The 25831-nt window shown below is 71.5% G+C and carries 20 protein-coding genes; 14 read left to right on the top strand and 6 right to left on the bottom strand.

What is annotated here, in order from left to right:
* Nucleotides 1–170: 170 nt before the first annotated feature.
* Complete coding sequence (locus ADK64_RS15575) at nt 171–1598, top strand: amino acid permease (RefSeq protein ID WP_053659247.1); 1428 nt, start codon at nt 171–173, stop codon at nt 1596–1598.
* 194 nt (nt 1599–1792) lie between these two features.
* On the opposite strand, the gene ADK64_RS15570 is transcribed toward ADK64_RS15575, so the two are convergent.
* The gene (locus ADK64_RS15570; RefSeq protein ID WP_053659245.1) at nt 1793–2374 is read right to left on the bottom strand and encodes a biotin transporter BioY; all 582 of its coding nucleotides are present in this window, start codon (nt 2372–2374) and stop codon (nt 1793–1795) included.
* A 463-nt stretch (nt 2375–2837) separates the two neighbouring features.
* Here ADK64_RS15570 and ADK64_RS15565 point away from each other — a divergent pair, with 463 nt between their 5' ends.
* From ADK64_RS15565 to ADK64_RS15515, 11 genes are all read left to right on the top strand, one after another.
* Nucleotides 2838–4046, top strand: a complete 1209-nt coding sequence (locus ADK64_RS15565) for an ROK family protein (RefSeq protein WP_053659243.1) — start codon at nt 2838–2840, stop codon at nt 4044–4046.
* A gap of 207 nt (nt 4047–4253) precedes the next feature.
* Nucleotides 4254–5297: an ABC transporter substrate-binding protein gene (locus ADK64_RS15560; RefSeq protein ID WP_053659241.1), complete on the top strand. Its 1044-nt coding sequence runs from the start codon at nt 4254–4256 to the stop codon at nt 5295–5297.
* Nucleotides 5294–6139: an ABC transporter permease gene (locus ADK64_RS15555; RefSeq protein WP_078992676.1), complete on the top strand. Its 846-nt coding sequence runs from the start codon at nt 5294–5296 to the stop codon at nt 6137–6139. The genes ADK64_RS15560 and ADK64_RS15555 overlap by 4 nt, the downstream gene beginning before the upstream one ends.
* The gene (locus tag ADK64_RS15550) at nt 6115–6849 is read left to right on the top strand and encodes an ABC transporter ATP-binding protein (protein ID WP_053659239.1); all 735 of its coding nucleotides are present in this window, start codon (nt 6115–6117) and stop codon (nt 6847–6849) included. Before ADK64_RS15555 ends, ADK64_RS15550 begins: the two co-directional genes overlap by 25 nt.
* Nucleotides 6846–8183 carry an LLM class flavin-dependent oxidoreductase gene (locus ADK64_RS15545; RefSeq protein ID WP_107093000.1) on the top strand — a complete coding sequence of 446 codons (1338 nt, stop codon included), beginning with the start codon at nt 6846–6848 and terminating at the stop codon, nt 8181–8183. The genes ADK64_RS15550 and ADK64_RS15545 overlap by 4 nt, the downstream gene beginning before the upstream one ends.
* A gap of 20 nt (nt 8184–8203) precedes the next feature.
* Nucleotides 8204–9100 (top strand): TauD/TfdA dioxygenase family protein, encoded by an 897-nt coding sequence (locus tag ADK64_RS15540; RefSeq protein ID WP_053659237.1) that lies wholly within the window; start codon nt 8204–8206, stop codon nt 9098–9100.
* A 121-nt stretch (nt 9101–9221) separates the two neighbouring features.
* The gene (locus ADK64_RS15535; RefSeq protein ID WP_053659234.1) at nt 9222–10610 is read left to right on the top strand and encodes an amino acid permease; all 1389 of its coding nucleotides are present in this window, start codon (nt 9222–9224) and stop codon (nt 10608–10610) included.
* A gap of 142 nt (nt 10611–10752) precedes the next feature.
* Nucleotides 10753–11400 (top strand): superoxide dismutase, encoded by a 648-nt coding sequence (locus tag ADK64_RS15530; RefSeq protein ID WP_053659232.1) that lies wholly within the window; start codon nt 10753–10755, stop codon nt 11398–11400.
* A gap of 181 nt (nt 11401–11581) precedes the next feature.
* Nucleotides 11582–13765: an MMPL family transporter gene (locus tag ADK64_RS15525; protein WP_053659230.1), complete on the top strand. Its 2184-nt coding sequence runs from the start codon at nt 11582–11584 to the stop codon at nt 13763–13765.
* A gap of 5 nt (nt 13766–13770) precedes the next feature.
* Nucleotides 13771–14943, top strand: coding sequence for a sensor histidine kinase (locus ADK64_RS15520; protein ID WP_199829624.1), 1173 nt, complete (start codon nt 13771–13773; stop codon nt 14941–14943).
* Nucleotides 14940–15578 carry a response regulator gene (locus tag ADK64_RS15515; RefSeq protein ID WP_053659226.1) on the top strand — a complete coding sequence of 213 codons (639 nt, stop codon included), beginning with the start codon at nt 14940–14942 and terminating at the stop codon, nt 15576–15578. The genes ADK64_RS15520 and ADK64_RS15515 overlap by 4 nt, the downstream gene beginning before the upstream one ends.
* 55 nt (nt 15579–15633) lie before the next feature.
* Here the strand turns inward: ADK64_RS15515 and ADK64_RS15510 are convergent, their stop codons facing one another.
* Nucleotides 15634–16278, bottom strand: coding sequence for a DsbA family protein (locus tag ADK64_RS15510; protein WP_053659224.1), 645 nt, complete (start codon nt 16276–16278; stop codon nt 15634–15636).
* A 148-nt stretch (nt 16279–16426) separates the two neighbouring features.
* On the opposite strand from ADK64_RS15510, the gene pepN reads away from it, so the two are divergent.
* Together pepN and ADK64_RS15500 are read left to right on the top strand one after the other, a co-directional pair.
* Entirely contained in the window at nt 16427–19009 is a 2583-nt protein-coding gene (pepN, locus tag ADK64_RS15505) for an aminopeptidase N (protein ID WP_053659222.1), read from the top strand.
* A 207-nt stretch (nt 19010–19216) separates the two neighbouring features.
* On the top strand, nt 19217–20254 hold the full coding sequence (locus ADK64_RS15500; RefSeq protein ID WP_053659220.1) for a hypothetical protein: 1038 nt from the start codon (nt 19217–19219) through the stop codon (nt 20252–20254).
* Between the two features lie 73 nt (nt 20255–20327).
* On the opposite strand, the gene ADK64_RS15495 is transcribed toward ADK64_RS15500, so the two are convergent.
* The 4 genes from ADK64_RS15495 to ADK64_RS15480 all read right to left on the bottom strand — a co-directional run bounded on the left by ADK64_RS15495 (nt 20328) and on the right by ADK64_RS15480 (nt 25355).
* Nucleotides 20328–21506: a glycosyltransferase gene (locus ADK64_RS15495; RefSeq protein WP_053659218.1), complete on the bottom strand. Its 1179-nt coding sequence runs from the start codon at nt 21504–21506 to the stop codon at nt 20328–20330.
* Between the two features lie 151 nt (nt 21507–21657).
* A complete protein-coding gene (locus ADK64_RS15490) occupies nt 21658–22806 on the bottom strand; it encodes a serine hydrolase domain-containing protein (protein ID WP_053659216.1) in 1149 nt (382 codons plus the stop codon).
* 105 nt (nt 22807–22911) lie between these two features.
* Nucleotides 22912–24666: a TIGR03767 family metallophosphoesterase gene (locus ADK64_RS15485; protein ID WP_053659214.1), complete on the bottom strand. Its 1755-nt coding sequence runs from the start codon at nt 24664–24666 to the stop codon at nt 22912–22914.
* Nucleotides 24667–24887: 221 nt separating this feature from the next.
* The gene (locus ADK64_RS15480; protein WP_107092999.1) at nt 24888–25355 is read right to left on the bottom strand and encodes an NUDIX hydrolase; all 468 of its coding nucleotides are present in this window, start codon (nt 25353–25355) and stop codon (nt 24888–24890) included.
* Between the last annotated feature and the right edge of the window lie 476 nt (nt 25356–25831).

Here is a 25831-nt window from a genome sequence, read left to right as displayed (position 1 = left end):
GTCGGCGCCACACCGGGGCCAAAAGATGTGAGCAAAACCATAGAACCTCAAGGGAACCTCAAGTAACGATTCGGATTCAGAGGTTCCCCAATCCGTTCGCCTCGCTTTCACTGGACCGACTCGTACACCGCTCGTGCGAGCTGCTTCACCTGGCGCAAAGGAAACCGTCCATGACCCCTGGTTCGGGCCTCCAAGCAGGACTGAAAAACCGCCACCTGACGATGATCGCGATCGGTGGCGTGATCGGAGCCGGCCTCTTCGTCGGTTCCAGTTCGGGCATCGCTACCGCGGGACCCGGCATCCTTCTCTCGTACGCCCTCGTCGGCACGCTCGTCGTCCTCGTGATGCGCATGCTCGGCGAGATGTCCGCAGCCAACCCCACCTCCGGCTCCTTCTCCGCGCACGCCGACCGTGCGCTCGGGCGCTGGGCCGGGTTCTCCATCGGCTGGCTGTACTGGTTCTTCTGGGTCGTCGTGCTGGCCGTCGAGGCCACCGCCGGCGCCGGGATCCTGCACGGCTGGGTCCCGGGCGTGCCCCAGTGGGCCTGGGCGCTCATCGTGATGTCCGTGCTGACCGCGACCAACCTGGTCTCCGTCGGCTCGTACGGCGAGTTCGAGTTCTGGTTCGCCGGCATCAAGGTCGTGGCGATCGGCGCGTTCGTCGTCATCGGTCTGCTGGCCGTGTTCGGCGTCCTGCCGGGCGTGCACGCCGACAAGGCGAGCTTCGGCAACCTGACGAACCACGGCGGCTTCCTGCCGCACGGACCCGGCGCCATCCTCACCGGTGTGCTGCTGGTCGTCTTCTCCTTCATGGGCAGCGAGATCGCCACCCTGGCGGCCGGCGAGTCGGAGGACCCGCAGCGCGCGGTCACCAAGTCCACCAACAGCATCATCTGGCGTATCGGCGTCTTCTACCTGGGCTCGATCCTCGTCGTGGTCTCGCTGCTGCCGTGGAACGACCCGTCCATCAAGAAGAACGGCTCCTACGTCGCAGCGCTGGACTCGCTCGGCATCGCCCACGCCGGCCAGATCATGAACGTGATCGTGCTGACCTCGGTGCTGTCCTGTCTCAACTCCGGCCTGTACACGGCCTCCCGCATGGCCTTCTCGCTCGGCCAGCGCGGTGACGCGCCGAAGGCGTTCGCCCGCACCACCTCCCGCGGTGTGCCGATGGCGGCGATCCTGGCGTCGGTCGCCTTCGGCTTCGTGGCCGTCTTCTTCAACTACGCCTACCCGAAGACCGTCTTCCTCTTCCTGGTCAACTCGTCCGGCGCGGTCGCCCTGTTCGTCTGGCTGGCCATCTGCTTCTCGCAGCTGCGGATGCGCAAGATCATCCAGCGGGAGGCGCCGGAGAAGCTCGTCGTGAAGATGTGGCTGTACCCGTACCTGACCTGGGCGACGGCCGCCTTCATCGTCTTCGTCCTCGGTTACATGCTGACCGACACGAAGGGCGAGAGCAGCGGCCGTACGACGGTGCTGCTGTCGCTCGGGGTCGCGGCCGTCGTGATCGTGATCGCCCTGGTGAAGCAGAAGACCGAGTCGAAGCGTGCGGCGAGCGCGCCCGCCGTCGACGCGGTCGAGAAGGTCACCACCGGCTGACACGACGAGCCGGACAGCGGAACATGGCCGCACAGCCTGACGGTACCTGTCAGGCTGTGCGGCCGTTCTGCGTCCCATGGCCCGCCCGCGCCGACCGCGCCGCAGGCGACTACGCCCCTGAATACGCGAAAGAGGCCCGCCCGGGTCAAGGGGACTGACGACCCGGCGAACCTCTTGCGCAGGAACTACGGCGGCTAGCGCTTGTTCGCGAACTTCCAGGCCGTGGGCAGCGCGCCCATCGCCAGGGCGGCCTTGAGGGCGTCGCCGATCAGGAACGGGGTGAGGCCGGCGGCGACGGCCTGGGAGAGGGACAGGTGGGCCGCCAGGGCCAGGTAGGGCACGCCGACGGCGTAGATGATCGCCTCGCCGAGGAGCATCGTGCCCGCCGTTCGCAGCGGCGAGCGGTCGGCGCCGCGCCGGGCCAGGGCGCCGACGGCCGCCGAGGCGAGGAGCATGCCGAGGACGTAGCCGAAGGAGACCGAGCCCGCGCCGGAGCCGCCCTCCGCGAACCACGGCATGCCCGCCACGCCCGCGAGCGCGTACAGGGCGAGGGAGAGGAAGCCGCGGCGGGCGCCGAGCGCGGTGCCGACGAGCAGCGCGGCGAAGGTCTGGCCGGTCACCGGCACCGGGGAGCCGGGCACGGGGATCGCCACCTGGGCCGCGATACCGGTGAGCGCGGCGCCGCCGAGGACGAGGGCCGCGTCGCGGACGCGGGACGCGGGGAGCAGGTCGGCGAGGACTGCGCCGGGACGAGCGGTGGCGGTGGCGGTGCTCATGGGGACTCCGCTGGGTGGTGTGGACACGTCGGGACACCGTGACGCTATCCCAGCGTCCTGGAGCCGATCACCGTTGGCGCTCGACAAAGGGTGGAACGGCGCCTTCGTACGCTTCGCACAAAGCGTGCCGCTTACACGCGGTCGGGCGTGATACCGGTCACTGAGGCAGCGACGCCCCGGTCACGCCGCTGACGTGGACCGCGTCTGTAGGGTCCCACCAAAGGGCGGCTGTTCGGGCGGGGTCCGTCTCGCCCGTCGGTCGCCGTCTGGGCAGCGCGGGGGCGTTTTGCTAGCTTCGCCCACATGGTTGCCCAGGCCCGGTACTTCACGTCGCGTCGCTATGTCGACCTGCGACGCCAGGGCACGGCCACCTGTCACCTCCGGGACTAGGGGCGGACCGCTCGGCACGCCCCGCCTTCGTACGACGTGCCGGCTCCCCCCCTTTTCCCGAGGACGGTCTTCCATGCCCCGTACCGCGGTGCCCCCTCCTGTCCTGCCCGTCTCGCCCGTTCCGCGTGCCGCCGACAGCGACCGGCGGCGCACCAGCGCCAGTGCGGTGCTGCGCTGTGTGCTGGAGCACGGGCCGGTGGCGCGCAGTACCGTCGCCCGGCTGACCGGGCTGTCGCCCGCGTCGGTGACCGAGTACTGTGCCCGGCTCGCCGACCGGGGCCTGCTCCGCGAGGCGGCCGTGCCCCGCCGCTCGAACGGGGTGGGCCGGCCGCACGTCCCCGTCGACCTGGACGACACGCGGTTCCTGGTCGGCGGGGTGCACGTGGCCGTGCCGTACACCACGGTCGCGCTGCTGGATCTGCGCGGCCGGGTGCTGGCGCGGCGGCGGTCGGCGCACGACGGGACCGATCCCGGCCGGGTGCTGGCGCGGGCCGCCGAGGGGCTCGCGGAGCTGCTGGCCGGGATGCCGGGCCGCCGGCCGCTGGGGGTCGGGGTGGCCGTCGGCGGCTGGGTGGACCGGGAGACGGGCACCGTGGTCGAGCACGAGCTGCTGGGCTGGCGGGAGGTGCCGGTACGGGAGCTGCTCGGCGCCCGCACGGGCCTCGCGGTCCATGTGGACGGGCACGCGCGGGCGTTGGTGAACGGGGAGCGGCTGTTCGGGCGGGTCCGGGGCAGCGGGAGCGTGCTGCACCTGTTCGTGGGGAACGTGGTCGACGCGGCCTTCGCCACGCATGACGAGGTGCACCACGGGCCGCGCTCGGCGGCCGGGACCATCGCCCATCTGCCGGTGCCGGGCGGCACCGAGCCGTGCGCGTGCGGCCGTACCGGATGTCTGCAGGCGGAGCTCGGCGAGCGGACGCTCGGCCGGCGGGCCCGGGCGGCCGGGGTGACCGACTCGGGCGATCCGCTGCGCGTGGTGGCCGCGGCGGCGGCCGGAAACGCGGTGGCCCGGCGGCTGCTGGTGGAGCGGGCCCGGGCGACCGGGCGGGCGGCCGGGCTGCTGCTGGACGTGCTCAATCCGGAGACCGTCGTGGTCACCGAGGTCGGGGTCATCCACTTCGAGGACTGCCTCGCCGCACTCAGGGAAGCGGCGGGAATACGGCGTGCGGCGGCCGTCCTTCCGACGAGTTTCCCGGATTCCGTGCTGGCGGTGGCGGGCGGTTCGGTGGCCCTCGACGTGCTGTACCGGGATCCGCTGGGCGCGTCACCTCAGGGTATTTAATTCAGAAACTCCGAATGTTGACAGGGCTCAATGGTGGGCAGGAACATGCTGGTCATGAGCCTTCTTATCAGCTGTCGCACCCTTTGTTGCTGACACGTTGCCGCGCGTGAAGCGCGTGTTTCCGGCTCACTGTTCTTCTCTTCCGTCCGGCCTGTGGTTCCGGAATTCCTCCTGTCTTCCCCCACTTTTCCTCCGGGGAGTCCTCGCATGCACCGTCGTGTTTTCCTCAGTTCCCTGCTGGGTGCGTCCACCGCGGCCGTGGCCCTCGGCGGCTGTGCCAGGGGCGACGCCTCCGCCGACACCCGCGGCGCCGCCACCCGGCCGCTCGCCGCGAAGGTCCCGGCCGGCACCAGCCTGAAGATCGCCGACTATCAGGGCCAGCAACAGCTCCAGTTCCGGCTGGCGAAGCTGCCCGCGCCGCCGTTCACCGTGTCCGGCTGGCTGAACATCGGCGCCGGTCCGGACGTCATCAACGCCTTCCGCGCCAAGTCCCTGCACGTCGCGAACAACGCGGGCATCCCGCCGATCCAGGCGCACTACCAGGGCTTCGACGCGAAGATCGTGGCGATCGACCTCACCCGCAAGCCGAACTACCTCTTCGCCACCAAGCCCGGCAGCGACATCCGCGCGGTCGGCGACTTCAAGGGCAGGCGGCTCGCCTTCTCGCAGGGGCAGGCGCAGGGTGTCGTCCTGCTGCGGGCGCTGAAGCGGGCGGGCCTGGCGTACGACGACGTGAAGCTGGTCCCGCTGACCAGCAACCAGTTCCTGACCGCGCTGCAGTCCGGACAGGTCGACGTGGCCCCGCTCGCCAACAGCCAGGCGCCCGCCTATCTGAAGCAGTACGCGGCCAAGGGCGCCCGCACGGTCCCGACCGACGTCGTGGATCTGCTCAATCTGCTGTGGGCCCCGCAGTCCGTCCTGAACGACCCCGCCAAGGCCGCCGCGATCGCCGCCTACGTCCCGCGCTGGGCGCAGGGCCAGGTGTGGGCGTACGAGCACCCGGACGTGTGGAACGAGGAGTTCTACGTCAAGACCCAGAACCTGACCCTGGACCAGGCCCGGGGCATCACGAAGCTCGCCAACAAGCCGCTGTTCCCGCCCCGTTGGGACGAGGCGATCGCGTGGGAGCAGGAGACGGCCGATCTGCTCGCCGAGGGCGGCTTCGTGAAGAAGTTCGACGTCTCCTCGCTCTTCGACCACCGCTTCGAGGCGCTCGCCGCCCGGGCCGTATCCGAGGAGTACCGGACATGACCGCCATGACCACGACGACCGCCGCACCGGCGGCGGCCGCAGCGGAGCCGCCCCCGGTCCGCCGGCGCCGCCGCCTCTCCCCCGGCCGCCGGCTGCCCGCCGCCCGGCTGGTCGGCCCCGTGCTCGTCCTGACGTTGTGGACCGCCGCCTCCGCCGCGGGAACCCTCGACACGAACGCCGTTCCGGCGCCCTGGACGGTGCTGCGCACGGCCGGCCGGCTGTGGGCCGACGGCACGCTGCCCACCGACGTCCTGACCTCCCTGGAGCGGGCCGGGTACGGCTTCGCTATCGGGCTCGCCGCCGGTGTGCTGCTCGCGCTCGCCTCCGGGCTCAGCCGGACCGGGGAAGCGCTGATCGACGGGACCGTGCAGCTCAACCGGGCGATCCCGACCCTCGGTCTGATCCCGCTGTTCATCCTCTGGCTGGGCATCGGCGAGACCTTCAAGGTCGCGATCATCGCGATCGTCGTCTACGTCCCGGTCTATCTGAACACGCATGCCGCGCTGTCCGGCATCGACAGCCGGTACGTCGAACTCGCCGAGGTGCAGGGCCTGTCGAGGCTCGCCTTCGTCCGGCAGGTCGTGATCCCCGGCGCGCTGCCCGGATTCTTCGTGGGACTCCGGCTCGGGGTGACCGGCTCCTGGCTGGGCCTGGTGGTGCTGGAACAGATCAACGCCACCAGCGGCCTCGGCTATCTGATGTTCCAGGCGCAGAACTACGGACAGACCGACGTGATCCTGGTCGGCCTGCTGGTCTACGGCGTCTTCGGCATGGTCTCCGACAGCGTGGTCCGGCTCGTCGAACGGAGGGTGCTGTCATGGCGCCGCACACTGGGCAACTGACCCGGCCGGCCGTCCGGCTGCGGGGCCTGACCCGGTCGTTCGACGGCCGTACGGTCCTCGACGGCATCGACCTCGATCTGCCCGCCGGCCAGTTCACGGCGCTGCTCGGGCACAGCGGCTCGGGCAAGTCCACCCTGCTGCGGGCGGTCGCGGGCCTGGACCACGGGGTGGCCGGCGCGGGGCGGCTCACCGCGCCGGAGCGGGTGTCGGTCGTCTTCCAGGACTCCCGGCTGCTGCCCTGGCGCCGGGTGCTGGACAACGTCCTGCTCGGTCTGGACGGCGAGGACGCCGTCGAGCGCGGCCGTGCGGCACTGGCGGAGGTGGGCCTCGCGGGCCGCGAGCGGGCCTGGCCGGGCGAGCTGTCCGGCGGCGAGGCCCAGCGGGCCGCGCTGGCCCGCTCGCTGGTCCGTGAGCCCGAACTGCTGCTGGCCGACGAGCCGTTCGGCGCGCTGGACGCGCTGACCCGGATCAGGATGCACACCCTGCTGCGCGACCTGTGGCAACGCCACCGGCCGTCCGTGCTGCTGGTCACCCACGACGTGGACGAGGCGATCGTGCTCGCCGACCGGGTCCTCGTCCTCGACCAGGGCCGGATCGCCCTCGACCAGACCATCGACCACCCCCACCCGCGCTCGTACCGCGAGCCGGTGCTGGGCGACTACCGGCAGCGGCTGCTGGCCGCCCTGGGCGTCACGGAGGAACACCGGTGACCGTGAGAAAGCTCCATCTGAACGCGTTCCTGATGAACACGGGCCACCACGAGGCATCGTGGCGGCTCCCGGAGAGCGACCCGTACGCGCACATCGACCTGAAGCACTACGTGCGCCTCGCCCGGATCGCCGAGCGCGGCACCTTCGACTCCCTCTTCCTCGCCGACGGCCCCCAGCTGTGGAGCAATCTCGCCCAGCGCCCGGCCGGCGCCCTGGAGCCGCTCACCCTGCTGACCGCGCTGGCGACGGCCACCGAACACATCGGCCTGATCGCCACCGCCTCCACCTCCTACAACTCCCCCTACAACCTGGCCCGCCGCATCGCCTCGCTGGACATCGTCAGCGGCGGCCGGGCCGGCTGGAACATCGTCACCACGGCCGGTGCCGAGGCCGCCCGCAACTTCGGCCTGGACGCCGAGCCCGCCCACGCCGAACGGTACGCACGCGCCGCCGAATTCCTGGACGTGGTGCTGAAGTTGTGGGACAGCTGGGAGGACGACGCGATCGTCGCCGACAAGGCGGCCGGCGTCTGGGGCGACGACGGCAAGATCCATCCGCCCCGGCACCAGGGCAGGTACTTCCGCGTGGCGGGCGCCCTCAACGTCCCGCGCACGCCCCAGGGTTACCCCCTGCTGGTACAGGCGGGGTCGAGCGAGGACGGCAAGGCCTTCGCCGCCCGCTACGCGGAGGCGGTCTTCACCGCACAGCAGACCCTCGCCGACGCACAGTCCTTCTACGCCGACCTCAAGTCCCGGACGGAGCAGGCGGGCCGGAATCCCGGGCACCTCAAGGTGCTGCCCGGGATCGTGCCCGTACTCGGCTCGACGGAGGCGGAGGCACGGGCGGCGGAGCGGCTGCTGGAGGACCACATCGTGTACGACCACGGGGTGGACCGCCTGGAGCGGCTGCTACAACTCCCCTCCGGGGCACTGGAGTTGGACGGCAGGCTGCCCGCCGGCCTGCCACCCGAGTCCGCCGTCGAGGGGGCGAAGAGCCGCTACACGCTGGTGGTGGAGCTGGCCCGGCGCGAGCGGCTCACCGTGCGGCAGCTGATCGCGCGGCTCGGCGGCGGGCGCGGTCATCTCACCTTCGCTGGGACGCCCGAGCAGGTGGCCGACCAGATCGAGACCTGGTTCACGCAGGGCGCCGCCGACGGCTTCAACATCATGCCCGCCGTACTGCCCTCGGGTCTGGACGCCTTCGTCGAGCACGTCGTACCGCTGCTGCGCGCCCGCGGCCTGTTCCGGACCGAGTACGACGGCCGCCACACGCTCCGGGAGCGCTACGGCCTGCCCCGCCCCGCCAACCAGTACCTGACCCCCGCATGCGCATAGGCGCTCAGAAAGGACCCGCCATGTCCCTCGGCATCACCAAGGTCACCGCCCGCATCGGCGCCCGCGTCACCGGCGTCGACCTCACGAAGCCCCTCGCCCCCGAGCAGATCACCGGGATCCGCGAGGCCCTGAACGTGCACAAGGCACTGGTCTTCGCCGCCGGTGACCTGGACGACGCCGGCCAGCAGGCCTTCGCCCGGCACTTCGGCGACCTGACCACCGCGCACCCGACGGTCGGCGCGGTCGACGGAGCCCCGAACGTGCTGCCCGTCGACAGCGAGCGCGGCCGCGCCAACCACTGGCACACCGACGTCACCTTCGTCCTCAACCCGCCGCAGGCCAGCACCCTGCGCTCGATCACGATCCCGCCGTACGGCGGCGAGACCCTGATCGCGAACGCGGCGGCCGCCTACCGCGACCTGCCCGAGCCGCTGCGCCGCTTCGCCGACACCCTGTGGGCCGAGCACACCAACGACTACGACTACGCGGTGCCGGACGAGGAGATCGACGAGGAGAAGGCCGCCCAGCGCGCCCGGTTCACGTCCATCACCTACCGCACCGCGCACCCGGTGGTCCGCGTCCACCCGCTCACGGGCGAGCGGGGCCTGTTCATCGGCGGTTTCGCGCAGCGGATCGTCGGCCTGTCGGCGGGCGAGTCGCGCAAGATCCTGGACCTCCTCCAGGCGTACGTGACCCGCCCGGAGAACGTCCTGCGGCACCGCTGGGCGGAGCGCGAGCTGGTCCTGTTCGACAACCGGATCACCCAGCACTACGCCATCGACAACTACGACGGCCAGCCGCGCCGGCTGCACCGGGTGACCGTCGCCGGTGACGTCCCGGCCGGCGTCGAGGGCAAGGAGAGCTACGCGATCGAGGGCGACGCCTCGCACTACACACCGGTGACCGCGGCCGCGTGACCGACCGTTCACCCTGCGTACGGCAGATGTCCGGATAGTGGGCAGCCCGTTGGCCTGAGCGGACGGGCCGCCCACACTGGCGGGGTTTTTGCCCGCCCATTGCAGGGGGAGAGCCGCGCTCATGCCGAACAGCGACACCACGACGGAGACGCCTCCGCAGCAACGGAGTGGCAGCTCCCTCTCCCACGGCCTCAAGCAGCGCCATCTGTCGATGATCGCGCTGGGCGGGGTGATCGGCGCGGGGCTGTTCGTCGGCTCCGGTGCGGGCATCGCCGCCGCCGGCCCGTCCATCGTGATCGCCTACACGGTCTCCGGCCTGCTGGTGATGCTGGTGATGCGGATGCTGGGCGAGATGTCGGCCGCGTACCCCTCCTCCGGTTCCTTCTCGGCGCACGCCGAGCGGGCGATCGGCCCCTGGGCGGGCTTCGCCGCGGGCTGGTCCTTCTGGATCCTGCTCTGCACGGCCGTCGGCCTGGAGGGCATCGGCGCGGCCCACATCGTCTCCGGCTGGGTGCCCGGCACGCCCGAGTGGATGTGGGTGGCGCTGTTCATGGTCGTCTTCTGCGGGACGAACCTGGCCGCCGTGAAGAACTTCGGCGAGTTCGAGTTCTGGTTCGCCACGCTGAAGGTCGGCGCGATCAGCCTCTTCCTGATCCTCGGCGTGCTGGCCATCGTGGGCGTACTGCCCGGCACGGACGCCCCCGGCACCTCGAACCTCTCCGACTTCCTCCCGCACGGCAGCAACGGCCTGATCATCGGCCTGCTCGCGTCCGTCTTCGCCTACGGCGGCCTGGAGACGGTGACCATCGCGGCGGCCGAGTCCGAGGATCCGGTCCGGGGCGTGGCGTCCGCCGTCCGCACGGCGATGTGGCGCATCGCCCTGTTCTACATCGGCTCCATGGCGGTCGTGGTCACCCTGGTCCCCTGGAACTCCGCGGAGGTCGTGTCGAAGGGCCCGTACGTCGCCACGCTCGACCACCTGGGCATCCCGGGTGCGGGCCAGCTGATGAACGTGGTCGTCCTGGTCGCCCTGCTGTCCGCGATGAACGCCAACATCTACGGCGCCTCGCGCATCGCCTACTCCCTGGTCGACCGCGGCTACGGCCCGAAGGCGCTGGCGAAGCTGTCCGGCGGGGTCCCGCGCATCGCGGTCCTGACCTCCTCCGTACTGGGCTTCGTCTGCGTGCTGCTCAGCTATTGGCGGCCGAACGACATCTTCAAGTGGCTGCTGAACATGATCGGCGCGGTCATCCTGGTCGTCTGGATCTTCATCGCGGTCTCCCAGCTCCTGCTCCGCCGCCGCATCGAACGCGAGACCCCCGAGAAGCTGGTCGTCCGCATGTGGGCGTTCCCGGTCCTCACCTGGGTCGCCCTGGCGGGCATGGCCGCGATCTTCGTCCTGATGGCCCGTGAGGCGGACACCCGGGTGCAGCTGTACTCGACGGGCGGGATGACGCTCGTCCTGGCCGCGGTGGGGTACGGATGGCAGCGGGTGCGGGCCAGGAACTGACGCCCGCTTCGCCCGGCATCCCCGTCCGGCGACAGAAAGGCCCCCACGTACGACACGTGGGGGCCTTTCTGTTGCTCCGGCGCTCTTGTTGCTACCGTGCACTTGCAAGCCATGTGCAATAAGGTTCCGGAGGGGATCACCCATGCCCGTCTACACGCTGCCCGACCTGCCCTACGACTACTCCGCGCTCGCCCCCGTGATCAGCCCGGAGATCATCGAGCTGCACCACGACAAGCACCACGCGGCATACGTCAAGGGCGCCAACGACACGCTGGAGCAGCTCGCCGAGGCGCGGGACAAGGAGACCTGGGGGTCCATCAACGGACTGGAGAAGAACCTGGCCTTCCATCTGTCCGGGCACATCCTGCACAGCATCTACTGGCAGAACATGACCGGCCCGAAGGACGGCGGCGGCGAGCCGCTGGCGCAGGACGGCGTCGGCGAGCTGGCCGAGGCGATCAAGGAGTCCTTCGGCTCCTTCGCCGGCTTCAAGACGCAGTTGTCCAAGGCCGCCGCGACCACGCAGGGCTCCGGCTGGGGCGTGCTCGCCTACGAGGCGCTGAGCGGCCGGCTGATCGTCGAGCAGGTCTACGACCACCAGGGCAACGTCGGCCAGGGCTCGATCCCCGTCCTGGTCTTCGACGCCTGGGAGCACGCCTTCTATCTGCAGTACCGCAACCAGAAGGTGGACTTCATCGAGGCCATGTGGCAGGTCGTCAACTGGCAGGACGTGGCCAGGCGTTACGAGGCCGCGAAGTCCCGCGCCAACTCCCTGCTGCTCGCCCCCTGAGAACGTCCTGCCTCGTGATCGTCTTCTCACCCTTCACGACGGCAGGCGGATGAAAGGAGACCCCCGCGAGGACGTGACTCGCGGGGGTTTTCCCCCTCCCCGGGGTCCACCGATCGGTCGACGGCAAGTTCCACCGGGCACCCGTGTCCCGCAACTGCCCTGCTCAGCGAGGCTTTCGGGCATGAACTCACCTACCGTGCGCATCGCACGCCTCAGCGCCAGGCACCCCTGGCGGGCGCTCGTCGGCTGGCTGCTCTTCGTGGCGCTGTGCCTCGCCGTGGGCAGCGCCGTCGGCACCCACGAGGCCACGACCTCCGACTACCGGGTCGGCGAGGCGGGCCGGGCCGAGGCGATGGCCGCCGACGGCCATCTGGAGCGCAGGCCCACCGAACAGATCCTGGTCTCGGCCCGGTCGGGCGCCCTGGACACCCGGGCCGCCGGCGCGGCCGTGCACGACCTCACCGCGCGGATGAAGCGACTGCCCGAGGTCGCCGGGGTGGCCGCGCCGGTACGGTCCCCGGACGGCCGGGTCCTCCTGGTCGAGGTGGCGATCAAGGGCGAGGAACTGGACGCCACCGGCAAGGTCGGGGCGCTCGTCGCGCAGACCGAGGCCGTGCAGCGCGACCATCCCGCGCTGCTCGTGCAGGAGACCGGAAGTCCCTCCACCAGCAAGGGGGTCGACCAGCAGCGCGACGACGACCTGGCCCTGTCCGAGAAGATCACCCTGCCGCTGACCCTGGTCACGCTGCTGGTCGCCTTCGGCTCGCTCGCCATGGCCGCCGTACCGCTGCTGCTGGCACTGTCCTCGATCGCGGCCGCCGTCGGGCTGGCGATGGTCGCCTCGCACCTCAGTCCGGACGTCGGCGTCGGCACCAACGTGATCCTCATGATCGGCCTCGCGGTCGGCGTCGACTACACGCTCTTCTATCTCAAACGGGAGCGGGAGGAGCGGGCCCGCTCGGCCGGGCGGCTGAGCAGTGAGGCGCTGGTCGAGCTGGCGGCGGCCACGTCCGGGCGGGCGGTCGTGGTCTCCGGGCTCGCGGTCGCCGCCTCCACCGCCACCCTGTATCTGGCCTCGGACGTCATCTTCTCCTCACTCGCCACCGGTACGGTCCTGGTCGTCCTGGTCGCGGTGGCCAGCTCCCTGACCGCGCTGCCGGCGCTGCTGAGCGTGCTGGGCCGGCGGGCCGAACGCAGGGCACTGCGCCGGACCCGGCGCGGCCGGCCGGCCCGCCGGATCCGGGACGACAACGGCGGCCGGTTCTGGTCGGCCCTGCTGCGGCCCGCGGCCCGGCACCCACTGGCCACGCTCGCCCTCTCGGGCCTCGCCCTGCTCGCGCTCGCCCTCCCGCTGTCCGGCCTGAAGATCACGGAGATGACCCAGGACACGCACTCGCGCGCGATCCCCGCGATGCGGGTGTACGACCGCCTCAACGCCGCCTTCCCGGACCGCCGGGTCACCCACCAGGTCGTCGTACAGGCACCGGCGGCCGAGTCCGCCGAGGTCGGCGGGGCACTTCGCGCGCTGGCCGACCGGACCGCCGCGGACCCGCTGTTCACCGACTTCGCCCGCGTCCGCACCTCCGCCGACCACCGGACCAGCACCCTGGAGCTGCGGGTGCCGTACCTGAGCGACTCCCCGCAGGCGTCCGCCTCCCTGGACCGTCTGCGGCACGACTACCTGCCCGCCACCGTCGGCAAGGTCCCCGGCGCGCGGTACGGCGTGACCGGTGATGTCGCCCGCTACGCCGACTATCCGGCCCACCAGGACAGCAAACTGCCGCTGGTCCTCGGTGCGTTGCTGCTGGTGACGTTCCTGATGACGCTGTACGCGTTCCGCTCGGTCGTACTCGGGCTGCTCGGCGTCGTCCTGAACCTGCTCTCGGCGGCGGCCGCCCTCGGCCTGCTCGTACTCGTCTTCCAGCACACCTGGGCCGAATCGCTGCTGGGCTTCCACTCCACGGGATCGATCGGCTCCCGCGTCCCGTTGTTCCTCTTCGTGATCCTCTTCGGTCTGTCGATGGACTACCAGGTGTTCGTCGTGAGCCGGATCCGCGAGGCGGTGCTCGACGGCACACCCACCCGGCAGGCCGTCGTCGAGGGCGTCCGGCGCTCGGCGAGCGTGGTGACCAGCGCGGCCGTCATCATGACGACCGTCTTCGTCAGCTTCGTCTTCCTGCACATCATCGAGATGAAGCAGATCGGTTTCGTGCTCGCCTCGGCCGTCCTGCTGGACGCCTTCGTGGTGCGCGTACTGATCCTGCCGGCGGCCCTGCTGCTGCTCGGCGAGCGCACCTGGTGGCCCGTGCGACCGCCCCGGATCGGCGCCTCGGACCCGAACCCCGCCCTGGTGGACGTAGGTTGACGGGTATGACCGCATCCGCCGCCCCGACCGTCGACGCCCTGTGGGTGACCTCGCTGCGCCGCTGGAACGCGGTGTGCTGGGTGCTGTTCGCCGCGATGGCGGTCGGGATCACCGCCCTGGGCGACGGCGCGGGCCGGTACGCGGCACTCGCCCTGCTGGGCAGCGTGGCCGGCTGCTTCGCCGTGCTGGACCGCCGCCCCGCCAACCCCGTCGTACGTCCGCACGGGTACCTCGCGGTGCTGGTGCTCGCCCTCGCCGGTCTCGCCTATCTCGGGACCAGTTACGCGGCCCTGTTCATGGTGACGCTGCCGCACTACTGGATGTTCGGCCGCACCCCCAGGATCTCCCTCACCTTCCTGGGGCTGGCCACCACCGGAACGCTGCTGGGCAGCTGGGTGCGGCAGGGCTGGTCCGGCAAGTTCTTCGGAGAGTCGGTCGTGGGCACGCTCATCGTGGTCGCGGTGGGCGTGCTGATCGGGCTGTGGGCCCGTGCGGTGGTCGAGCAGAGCAGCGAACGCGCCCGGCTGATCGTGGAGTTGGAGCGCACCCAGGCGGAGTTGACCGAGGCGCATGTGCGGCAGGGCGCGGCGGAGGAGAGGGAGCGGATGGCGCGGGAGATCCACGACACGCTCGCGCAGGGCTTCGCCTCGATCGTCGTCCTGGCGGAGGCGGCCCGCGCCGGGCTCGCCACCGACCCCGGACGCACCGCCCGGCAGCTGGTGTCGATCGAGTCGACCGCCCGGGAGAACCTGGCGGAGGCCAGGGAGCTGGTCGGCTCGGGCCGGCGGCCGGGCGGCGCGCACCCCGGCACGGTGGCGCAGACCCTGCGCCGGATCGTGGACCGGTTCGCCGAGGACACCGGGCTGAGCGTGACCGCCGAGCTGGCCGACCTGGACTGCGACCAGCAGACCCGGATCGCGCTGCTGCGCTGCACCCAGGAGTCGTTGGCCAACGTGCGCAAGCACGCCCGTGCCTCGACGGTCGGGGTGGTGCTGGCGAGACGCCCGTACGGCGTGGAGCTGGAGGTCACCGACGACGGCGCCGGATTCGTGGTGGAGGCCTCCACGGGCTTCGGCCTCGACGGGATGCGCAAACGCCTCGCCGAACTGGGCGGCCGGCTCACCGTGACCAGCTCGGTCGGGGACGGGACGCGGATCCTGGCGGTGATCCCGGCATGAGCGAGGAGATGCTGCGGGTCGTCGTGGTGGACGACCACACCGTGATGCGGGCCGGTGTGATCGCCCTGCTGGACGGGGAGGCGGACATCGAGGTCGTCGGCGAGGCGAGCGACGGCCGTGCCGCCCTCGGCCTGGTCGCCCGCCACGACCCGGACGTGGTCCTGGTCGATCTGCGCATGCCGGTGCTGGACGGGGTCGCGACGACCACCGAGATCGTCGCCCGGCACCCGCGCACCCGGGTGCTGATCCTCACCACCTACGACACCGACGCCGACATCGAGCGCGGGGTCGAGGCCGGCGCCATCGGCTATCTGCTCAAGGACACCACCCGCGACCAACTGGTCGACGCGATCCGCTCGGCCGCGCGGGGCGAGACCGTGCTCGCGCCCCGGGTGGCGGAGAAACTGGTCGCCCGGATGCGACGGCCCGTCCACGATCCGCTGACCGCCCGCGAGACCGACGTGCTGAGCGCGGTGGCCGACGGGCTCACCAACGCCGAGATCGGCCGCCGCCTCGTCATCACCGAGGCCACCGTCAAGACGCATCTGCTGCGGCTGTTCGCCAAGCTGGACGTCAACGACCGGACGCGGGCGGTGGTCGTCGCGATGGAACGCGGACTGCTGCCCCGCCCGTGACGGGAGCCGCCGGCCGGGGCCCGGGAACGGGCCCGGCCGGCAGCGCCCAGCGGGCTTACAGGTTGCTGAAGTCGGGGCCCTTGGTGCGGGTCCTCTTGAGCTCGTAGAAGCCCGGCACCGAGGCGACGGCGACCGTGCCGTCCCACAGCCGGGCCGCCTCCTCGCCCTTCGGGGCGGGGGTGACGACCGGGCCGAAGAAGGCGATCTGCTCGCCGTCGGGGCCCGGGAGCGCGATGACCGGGGTGCCGACGTCCTGGCCGACCTTGTCGATGCCCTCCTTGTGGGAGGCGCGCAGCTCGGCGTCGTAGGTGTCCTTGTCGCTGTACTCGATCAGGTCGGCGGGCAGGTCCGCGTCGGCGAGGGCGGCGGCGATGCTGTCACGGTTCACCCCGAGGCCCTGGTTGTGGAAGCGGGTGCCGAGCGCGGTGTAGAGCCTGCCGACCGCCTCGTCGCCGTGCAGCTGCTGGGCCGCGACCACCACCCGGACCGGCCACCAGGTCCTGCCGCCGGGCCGCATGTTCTCGGCGTACTCCTCCGGCAGCTCCTCCAGCCTGTCCTCGTTGAGCACGGACAGGCTCATCACGTGCCAGCGGACCTTTATGTCGCGGACCTTCTCCACTTCGAGGACCCAGCGTGAGGTCATCCAGGCCCAGGGGCACACCGGGTCGAACCAGAAGTCGACGGGGGTCTTGTCCGACATGTCTCTCCTCACGGGGAACGCTTTCCGGGGAGAACGCCCCGGTCCGCTCAGCCATTCCCGGTGCTGGCCGTCAGGAGCACATGGCAGGATCGGTCCTGTTCAGCCGCCATTCACGCGCCATCCGTGCGAACACGAGGGAGTGCCGCCCGTGCCCGGTGAGAATCTGTCCCGCGACGAGGCCCGGGAGCGGGCCGCCCTGCTGTCGGTCGACGGATACGACGTGTCCCTGGACCTCAGGTCCGCCGTCGGCGACGGGAACGGCGAGCCGCGCACGTTCCGCTCGGTGACCACGATCCGCTTCCGCTGCAACGAGCCGGGGGCCGCGAGCTTCGTCGATCTGATCGCGCCGAGCGTGACCTCGGTCTCGCTCAACGGCCGGGACCTGGACCCGGGCGAGGTCTTCGACGGCGCGCGGATCGCGCTGGAGGACCTGGCCGCGGAGAACGAGCTGGTGGTGGACGCCCAGTGCGCCTACTCCCGCACCGGCGAGGGCATGCACCGCTTCGTCGACCCCGAGGACGGCGAGGTCTACCTCTACACGCAGTACGAGCCGGCCGACTCCCGCCGCGTCTTCGCCAACTTCGAGCAGCCCGACCTCAAGGCCCCCTACCGCTTCGAGGTCCAGGCGCCCGAGGGCTGGACGGTGTGGAGCAACGGCGCGGGCGAACTCACGGACGGCGTCTGGCAGTTCGCGGAGACGAAGCCGATCTCGACGTACATCACCTGCGTGGTGGCGGGGCCGTACCACTATGTGACGGACCTCTACGAGCGGGTCCTCGCGGACGGCACGAAGCTGCGGGTCCCGCTCGGCGCGATGTGCCGCAAGGGCCTGGCCCCGCACTTCGACGCCGACGACGTCTTCCTGATCACCAAGCAGGGCCTGGACTTCTTCCACGACCACTTCGACTACCCGTACCCGTTCGGGAAGTACGACCAGGCGTTCGTGCCCGAGTACAACCTGGGCGCGATGGAGAACCCGGGTCTGGTGACCTTCCGCGAGGAGTACATCTTCCGCGGGAAGGTGACGCAGGCCTCGTACGAGGCGCGGGCCAACGTCATCCTGCACGAGATGGCGCACATGTGGTTCGGCGACCTGGTCACCATGGAGTGGTGGGACGACCTGTGGCTGAAGGAGTCCTTCGCGGACTTCATGGGCTCGTTCGCGAACGTGGGCGCGACCCGCTTCACGGGCGCCTGGATCACCTTCGCCAACCGCCGCAAGGCCTGGGCCTACCGCGCGGACCAGCTGCCGTCCACCCACCCCATCACGGCGGACATCCGCGACCTGCAGGACGCGAAGCTGAACTTCGACGGCATCACGTACGCCAAGGGCGCGTCGGTGCTGAAGCAGCTGGGGGCGTACGTCGGCCAGGACGCGTTCCTGGAGGGCGCCCGCCGCTACTTCAAGCGGCACGCGTACGGCAACACGCGCCTCGGCGACCTGCTGTCGGTGCTGGGCGAGACCAGCGGCCGGGACATGTCGGCGTGGTCGCGCGCGTGGCTGCAGACGGCCGGGGTGAACGCGCTGACCCCGCAGGTGCTGCTGGACCCCGAGAGCGGCCGGATCACCGAGCTGGCGATCGTCCAGGAGGCCCCGGAGTCCCACCCGGAACTGCGCCCGCACCGGGTCGCGGTGGGCCTGTACCGCCGGACGCCCGAGGGGTCGCTCGAACGGTACGCGCGCGTGGAGACGGACGTGGAGGGCCCGCGCACGGTCGTCGCGGACCTGGCGGGTGCCGAGGAGCCGGAGCTGGTCCTGGTCAACGACGACGACCTGACGTACTGCAAGATCCGCTTCGACGCGGCCTCGCTGGCGACGCTGCGCGGGCATCTGGGTGCCCTGGCCGATCCCCTCGCCCGCGCCCTGTGCTGGTCGGCGCTGTGGAACATGACGCGGGACGCGCTGCTGCCCGCGCGGGACTTCATCGCCCTGGTGCTGCGGTTCGCGGGCCGCGAGTCGGACATCGGCGTGCTGCAGATGCTGCACGCGTGGGCGAACTCGGCGCTGGTGCACTACGTGGCGCCGGCCTGGCGGGCGACCGGCGGGCGGCTGCTGGCCGAGGGTGCGCTGCGGGAGCTGCGGGCGGCGGAGCCGGGCAGTGAGCAGCAGCTGGCGTGGGCCCGGTTCTTCGCGGTGGTGGCCTCGGCCGTGCCCGATCTGGCCCTGCTGAAGGCCCTGCTGGACGGCACGGAGACGGTCGAGGGCCTGGCGGTGGACCAGGAGCTGCGCTGGGCCTTCCTGGAGCCGCTGGCCGCGCACGGGGTGGCCGACGAATCCGTGCTGGCGGCCGAACTGGCCCGCGACGACACGGCGTCCGGCAAGCGCCACCAGGTCCGCTGCCTCGCGGCCCGCCCGTCGGCGGCGGTCAAGGCGCAGGCGTGGGCGCAGGTGGTGGAGTCCGACACCCTCTCCAACGCCCTGGTGGAGGCGACGATCGCGGGCTTCGACCGGGACTCGCAGCGGGAGCTGACCGCGCCGTACGCCGAGAAGTACTTCTCGGTGATCGAACGGATCTGGCGGGAGCGCTCGATCCAGATCGGCATGGATGTCGTACGGGGCCTGTTCCCGGCCCACCAGGACCGCCCGGAGACGCTGGCGGCGACCGACGCGTGGCTCAAGGCGCACCAGGACGCGGCCCCCGCCCTGCGCCGCCTCGTCCTGGAGGCGCGGGACGACCTGGCGCGGGCGCTGCGCGCACAGGAGTGCGACGAGACGGCCGCCGGCCACTGAGCCTTGGCCTGAGCTTGCCCGGTAGGTCACCGTTACAAGACGCGTGCCCGGCCGGCCGTAACCCCTGGTCCACCCCCATCCGGACCAGGGGTTTCCGCTCCCTAGTCGGCATCCGAACACCTGACCTTTAGTCCCAGCTTGTCCGCATTCATCGACGACCGTGTAACAGCGGTTAAAGGGGGGATCGGGCGCGGGAATCCCGACGCCATGACCCACAACACCCCGCTCTCCCCCCGCCCCCTCCGCCACCTCTCCGAGGTCCACCGCCGCGTCCTGACGGTGGGCCGGCTGCGCGCCCACGGCGTGACGGCGGCCGAGCTGAACGAGCAGTGCCGTCCCGGCGGCCCCTGGCAGCTGCTGCTCCCCCACGTCGTCCTGCTCCACCCGGGCCCGCCGACGAGCGAGGAGCGTCTGCACGGGGCCCTGCTGTACGCGGCCCGCGAGAACGCGCCGGGCGTCCCGGCCCAGCCGACACCGGAGGAGTCCCCCCGCCCGGTCTACCCGGAGGCGATGATCACGGGCCTGACGGCCCTGACCCTCCACGGCTTCTCGACCACTCCGCCGCTGTCCTCCCTGGACCACGTCGACGTCCTGGTCCCCCGCCAGCGCCGGCTGCGCCCGGTGAGCTACGTCCGCGTCCTGCGCACCCCCGTCCTGCCCGCGCCCCGCACCGTGTCCGGCCTGCCGGTGGCGCCGGTGCCGCGCGCGCTGGCGGACGCGGTGGCGGGACTGACGGACGGGGAGACGGTGCGCCGTCTGCTGACCGAGGCGGTGCGCGCCGGTCACTGCGAACCGGCCTCCGTGGTGCGGGAGTTGACCCAGGCGAAACTTCTGAACCGCCCGCACGTGGTCGACGCCGTGGACTCCCTCCTGGCGGAGGGCCGCTCGATCGCCGAGGACCGCCTGTACCGGATGGTGACCGAGTACGCGCTGCCCGACCCGGTCTGGAACGTCGACCTGCGCCTGCCCGGCGGCCCGCACCTCGGCGGCCTGGACGCGTACTGGCCCGACCAGGCGGTGGCGGTGGAGCTGGACACGCGCGCACCCCGGCAGGACGAGGACGCCCTGTGGTCCGAGTACGCCCGCAAGCGCGAGCACCTGGAGCGCCTCGGCATCACGGTCGTCCACATCACCCCGAAGAAGCTCAGGGACTCGCTGGAGCAGCAGGCGGCGGTGGTCCGTACGGCGCTGATGGCGTCGGTGGACCGCGACCCGGCCGCGTACGTCGTGGTGCTCCCCCGGTAGTGACGGACCGGGACGGCATCAGGAGGGGAGAGGAGGGGCCACCGGGACCGACCCGGTGGCCCCTCCTCGCGCGTCAGGCCCGGCTACAGCTCGTCCGCCGTCCCACCCCGTCCAGCAGTGCCGCGTACGCCGCGATCATCCTCGTCCGGCTGAACCGCTCGCGGCTCAGCTCCAGCGCGGGCCCCAGGTCCGTACGGGCGCTGAGCGCGGCGGTCCAGGCGAGGGCGATCGCGGCCGGGTCCGGCGGGGTGACGAAGCCGAGACCCTCGACGATCGACGCGCTGTCGCCGACGTCGGTCGTCACCGGCACCGCGCCGCACATCATGCCCTCGATCAGGCACAGCGGGGCCGCCTCGCCCGAGACGGAGGTCAGGGCCACGACGTCGGCGCCGGCGTAGACGGCCTGCATGTCGTGCCGTACGCCGAGCAGGTGCACCCGGTCGGCCGGCCCCGGCGCCTTCCCGAACGCGGTCTCGATGTCGGCCCGCAGGGCCGGGTTCTCCTCGGTCATGCCCGCGCCGCACATCACCACGTGCCCGCCGCCCTCCCGGGCCAGCCAGGCGCGGGCGGCGGCGAGGAGCAGCGGAACGTTCTTCATGGCCGCGTACCGGGCCGCGAACACGACCACCGGGGCGGCACCGGCGATCCCCAGCGAGGCCCGGAAGGCGAGCCGGGCCGCCGGGTCCGGACGGAAGCGGAGCAGGTCCACGCCGTTGGGTATCACCTGCAGCAGCCCGGCCGGGATCCCCGCCGCCTCGTACGCCGCCCGCGTCGACTCCGCGCAGCACACGCACGCGACCACCGTGCCGTCGGCGATGGCGGCCTTCAGCTCGTCCAGCGCCGGGCCCTGGTTCTCGGGGTCGGAGCGGTGCAGGCCGACCACGACCGGGCGGCGGGGCAGACCGGCCTGGTTGAGCAGGGCGAGCGGCTGTTCCTTCAGGGACAGGATCACATCCGCCCCGGCCATCGCCCGCGCGGTATCGGCCAGCTCGGGCCCGCTGAAAACGTTCGCCGCCAGCGCGCCGTCGACCAGGCCGGCGCTGCGGCCGAGCGAGGTCACCCCGACCCCGCCCGCCGTCAGCGCCCGGTAGCAGGCGTCGTCCTGCATGCGCTGCCGGGTGGCCTCGCGCCGGACCTCGCCATGGATGCTGAGTACCTGGTGGGACTGGCCGCCCTCGGCCAGTCCCAGTACGACGTCACTGTGCACGATCCGGGCCCCTCCGGAGAAGAAACCCTCGTAGACCGACAGCACACGCAGTCCGTGCGTAGCGCGCACACGACCACCCGCCTTGCATAAATGATCGAGAAGATCGAGCCATACCCGTGAACAGCGGGTTAGCCGATATGAGGCGGTACGGACATTGCGTGCGCGTTAACACGAAACGACGCGAATGAAACAGTGACTAACAGAATTCCCCTTGGAGGACGGCCACCGAGTCCCCCGACCAGTCACCGTTGAAATTGAATGCCAGGGAATGCCGGCCATCGGCGGTCGTCGCCGCCGTCGACGCGGAGCCGTGAATGCCTCCGTCATGCCCCCAGACGTGAACGCCGCAGGTCAGCCGGGTATCCGCGAGGCCGAGACCGTAGCGCGTGTTCGGGATGCCCGTGGCCTCGACCGTGGTCTTCATCTCCTTCAGCTGGTGCGCGGGAAGGAGCTTTCCGCCGAGCAGGGCACTGTAGAAGCGGTCGAGGTCGGCGGAGTCCGAGATCATTTCGCCCGCGGCGGAGGCAAGGGACGGGTTGAGGTTCGTGACGTCGTACGTCGGCGCCTTCGGATCGGTGAATTTCGAGTAGGCGCGGCTGCTCGGCCGCGGCATGGTGACCTTCGTGCCCGGCAGGGACGTGCCCGTCAGACGCAGCGGGCGGATGACGCGGCGCTCGATCTCGGTGGCGTACGCGTGCCCCGTCACCTTCTCGATCACCATGCCGGCGAGGACGTAGTTGGTGTTGGAGTAGTGCCAGGCCGTGCCCGGCGCGAAGTCCGGCTTGTGCCGCATGGCGATCGCCACCAGGTCGCGCGCGGTGACGGTGTCGTAGCGGTGCCGCTCGAAGCCCGCCTCGGTGAAGTAGTCGCGGCCGAAGCCCGCGTCCTCGGTGTAGTTGTAGATGCCGCTGGTGTGGTTCAGCAGCTGGCGGACGGTGATCCGGCTGCCGTCGTGGCCGTGGCCGCTGACCACGCCCGGCAGCCACTTCGCCACGGTGTCGTCCAGGGAGAGCCGGCCCTCCGCCTCCAGCTGGAGCAGGACGGTGGCGACGAACGTCTTGGTGATGCTGCCGACGCGGTAGCGGTCGGCGGCGGAGCGCGGCTCGCCCGTGGTGGTGTCGCCCACGCCGGCGGTCGCGGACCAGGTGCCGTGGACGTCCTTCCCGGTGGCGGTCACGCCGGGCACCCCGGCCGTGACCGCCGCCTGGATCGCCTTGCGGGTGGCGCTGTGGCCGCCGCCCGCCGGGCTGCCGGCCGCGGCCACGGCCGGAGCCGCCAGGGCCGCCGAGACGAGCAGGGCGCCGGCGCCCGCCAGGGCCGTACCCAGGGTCGTCCGTACACGCATGTCTTCCCCCAACCTGTGATGTCACCTTGGTGTCGGTGCGGTCGGGGGAAGAAACCGACGCGGGATGCGCGAAGGTTGCTCGCCTGTAGGCCAGTTGGGTGAATTTCAGCCTTTCCGGAGCACCAGCTCCGCATTCCGGTCGGCCGTGCCGCCCGCGAGGGCCTTGCTCGCGCCGGGGGCGTTGAAGGCCAGCTCCCGGTAGAGCGCGGCGAGGCCGGTCTGGGAGAGGTCGGCGAAGTCGGTGCGGTGCGGGGCGGCGGACTCGATCAGCGTGGTGAACAGGGAGAGCGTGCCGTCCTTGTTGTCGACCAGCTCGACGATCCGGGCCAGGTGGGGGTAGTCGACGTGCGAGGCCGTGGAGATCTCCCAGAAGGAGCGGCCCCCGGATGCCTTGTGCGGGGTGATGACGTTCTTGTGGATGTGGCCGTTCACCCAGGCCAGCACGTTGGTGTGCGCGCCCAGCACGGAGAGCACCTCGGCACCGCCGTGCCGCTTCTCGGTCGGCCGGGCCGGGTCGGGGCGGGTGTTGTCCATCGTCTTGCTGGTGTGGTGGCTGAAGACGACGGCGTAGGAGTCCTTGTTGTCCTTCAGCGTCCTGTCCAGCCACTTCAGCTGGGCGGTGCCGACGGAGCCCGTGTAGTGGCCGCCGGGGTCGGTGGTGTCGATGCTGATACCGATGACGTCGTCGGAGATGCGGAAGGCGTAGTACTGGGTGCCCGCGTCCAGGTTCGCCGAGGAGTAGCCGTGCCCGACCGGGCCGAGCCCCTGGTGGGCGGGGTCGAGGTGGGCCTTCAGATAGTCGGCCTGGGTGTAGGGGGCGCGCTTCTCGTCCGGCGTGACCGAACGCATCGACCGGGCGTGGGCCTTGAGGAAGTCGCGGTAGCCGGTGCCCTTGGGGTCGGTCGCGTTGTTGATGCTGTCCAGGACCTTCTTCGCGTCGGCGGGCGGGACGTTCATCAGCTTCCTGCCGGCGACGGCCGCCTCGGCGAGGTAGCGGTCTCCGTGGGAGCCGTAGGTACCGAGCGCGAGGGCGTCGTGGTTGCCGGCGGTGGAGTACCAGGGCAGCTTCAGGCCGGGGCTGCGCACTTCGCGGATCGCGGCGGCCAGGAAGCCCTTCAGGTGCGGGAAGCCGAGCGCCTTGTCGCTGTCGCGGGTGGTGGAGTCGGGCTGCCAGTACAGCTTCAGGCCGCTGTTCTGCACGCCCTCGTAGTGCCTGGGGTCACCGGTGTTGGGGGTGATGCGGCCACCGCTCATCACCTTCATGAACCACTCCAGCTCGGAGTGCGCGTTGTTGTCGGTGTTGTCGCCGGTGGTCATCACGAAGTGCAGCGGGGCGCCGGTGACGGGGGCGCCCTTCAGCGCGTTGACCCGCTCGACGAGCGAGATGGCGCCGGGCACGGTGAGCGCCTCGTGCGGCCGCCAGGACTGCATCTGTGCCGAGCGCAGGAACTCCCAGCGCAGGGGGTGCTGGACGTCCATCAGGTGCAGGTCGGTGAACTGCACGAACGCGGCCAGTGGCGTACGGCGGTTCGCACGGCCGGACTTGGGCGTGGCCAGCTCCTCGCGCACCACGCGCTTCCAGCCGGGGCCGTCGCCGAGGCGCCGGTAGCCGGAACTGTTCCGGGGGGCGGCGACGGAGGCGAGGGTGGTGCCCTTGGTGTAGGGCGCGAGCGGCGCCTGCGCGGTGGCCTGCCGGGAGTGGGCGACGGGCGCGTCACCGGTGCCGGTGGCGGCCTCGCTGTCGGTGGGGCGCAGGGCGTAACCGACGCCCGCGGAGAGCGAGACGGCCCCGGCGGCGGCCAGGACGGTACGACGGTTGACCTCCAGCGCGGAGGTGGCGACAGAGCGTATGCGCGACATGGCGCGATCTCCCCGGGTGCGAACGCGTCGGCAGTGGTCGCGGGCCGCCGCAGGCGCGAACGCCCCGCTCGCTCTGGATGCTTGGCACCGGGAATGACCTGCGCGTGAACGCGGCGGCAACGCGCAGCGCCGATCACCGTACGTGGATCTCGGGGTGGGCGGGCGGCCATGGAGTGGACGGGGAGCGGATCGCGGGCCGCCGGGGACCGGTCACTCCTCGTTCATCTGCCGGGGTAGGGGACGGGCTCCGGCCGCCCGTGCGGCGGGCGTCCGCGCCACAGCCCGAGCGCGATGTCGACGAGGGGCACCCGGTTGAGTCCGGGTACGGCGTCCAGGTCCTGCCAGGCGGCGAAATCCGTTGATCCGCCCACTTCGTACCGGAGTTCACCGCCGACGACCTCGCCCGCGTAGACGATCCGCAGTGCGTGATGGTCCCTGCGACGGCCGACACGCGGGTCGCCGACCACCCGGAGGGAGTCGACGCCGAGGAGATCGGTCACCCGGATCCGGTAGCCGGTCTCCTCGGCGACCTCGCGGCGGACGGTGTCGTACGGATCCTCGCCGTGATCCATGCCGCCGCCGGGCAGCACCCACTCGGGAGTGCCGTCGGGGCCGGGCGAGCGGGCGAGCAGGAGCTGTCCGTCGCGGACGCACACGGCGTAGGCCGCCACCCTCAAGTTCCTTCGCATTCGGGGACGTTAGCCCGGCGGGTCCGGCTCGGCCGGAGAATAACGGCAGTGGGCTGTTCGGGTGCGGGTCGCGTCGGTTGCACGCACGGTTCTCCGCGCACCGCGGTCCAGCAGGAAGCCGTGCGGGATCACCGGAGACCGGTGTCTTCGGTGCCTCTTCGGCCTCCCCCCTCTCCGGCCGACGCCTCCGCCGGTCAAGCCGGTCGCCCCTGCACCGCCGTGACGGCGGCCATCAGCGCGTCCGTGCCGCCGCGCTCCCGGCCGCACCCCCCGCCGTACCCCCGGCACTCACCGCACCCTGCGCGCCCCTCGAGACCGTGCCCCTGCGGCGCCGCACACGTGCAGAGGCGTACGTCACACCGCCGTGTGGCCGGGGTCCGCACGGGCAGGGGCGGGACAGCACAGCTTGCGGCGCGAACCCCCTGCGGAGGGAATTCCTCCAGCTCAGCGGGGTGATCGGCGCAGGTGTGGAACCG

It is taken from the genome of Streptomyces sp. MMG1121 (genome assembly GCF_001280015.1).
GTDB lineage: Bacteria > Actinomycetota > Actinomycetes > Streptomycetales > Streptomycetaceae > Streptomyces.
This window is presented reverse-complemented; position numbering and strand designations above follow the sequence as displayed.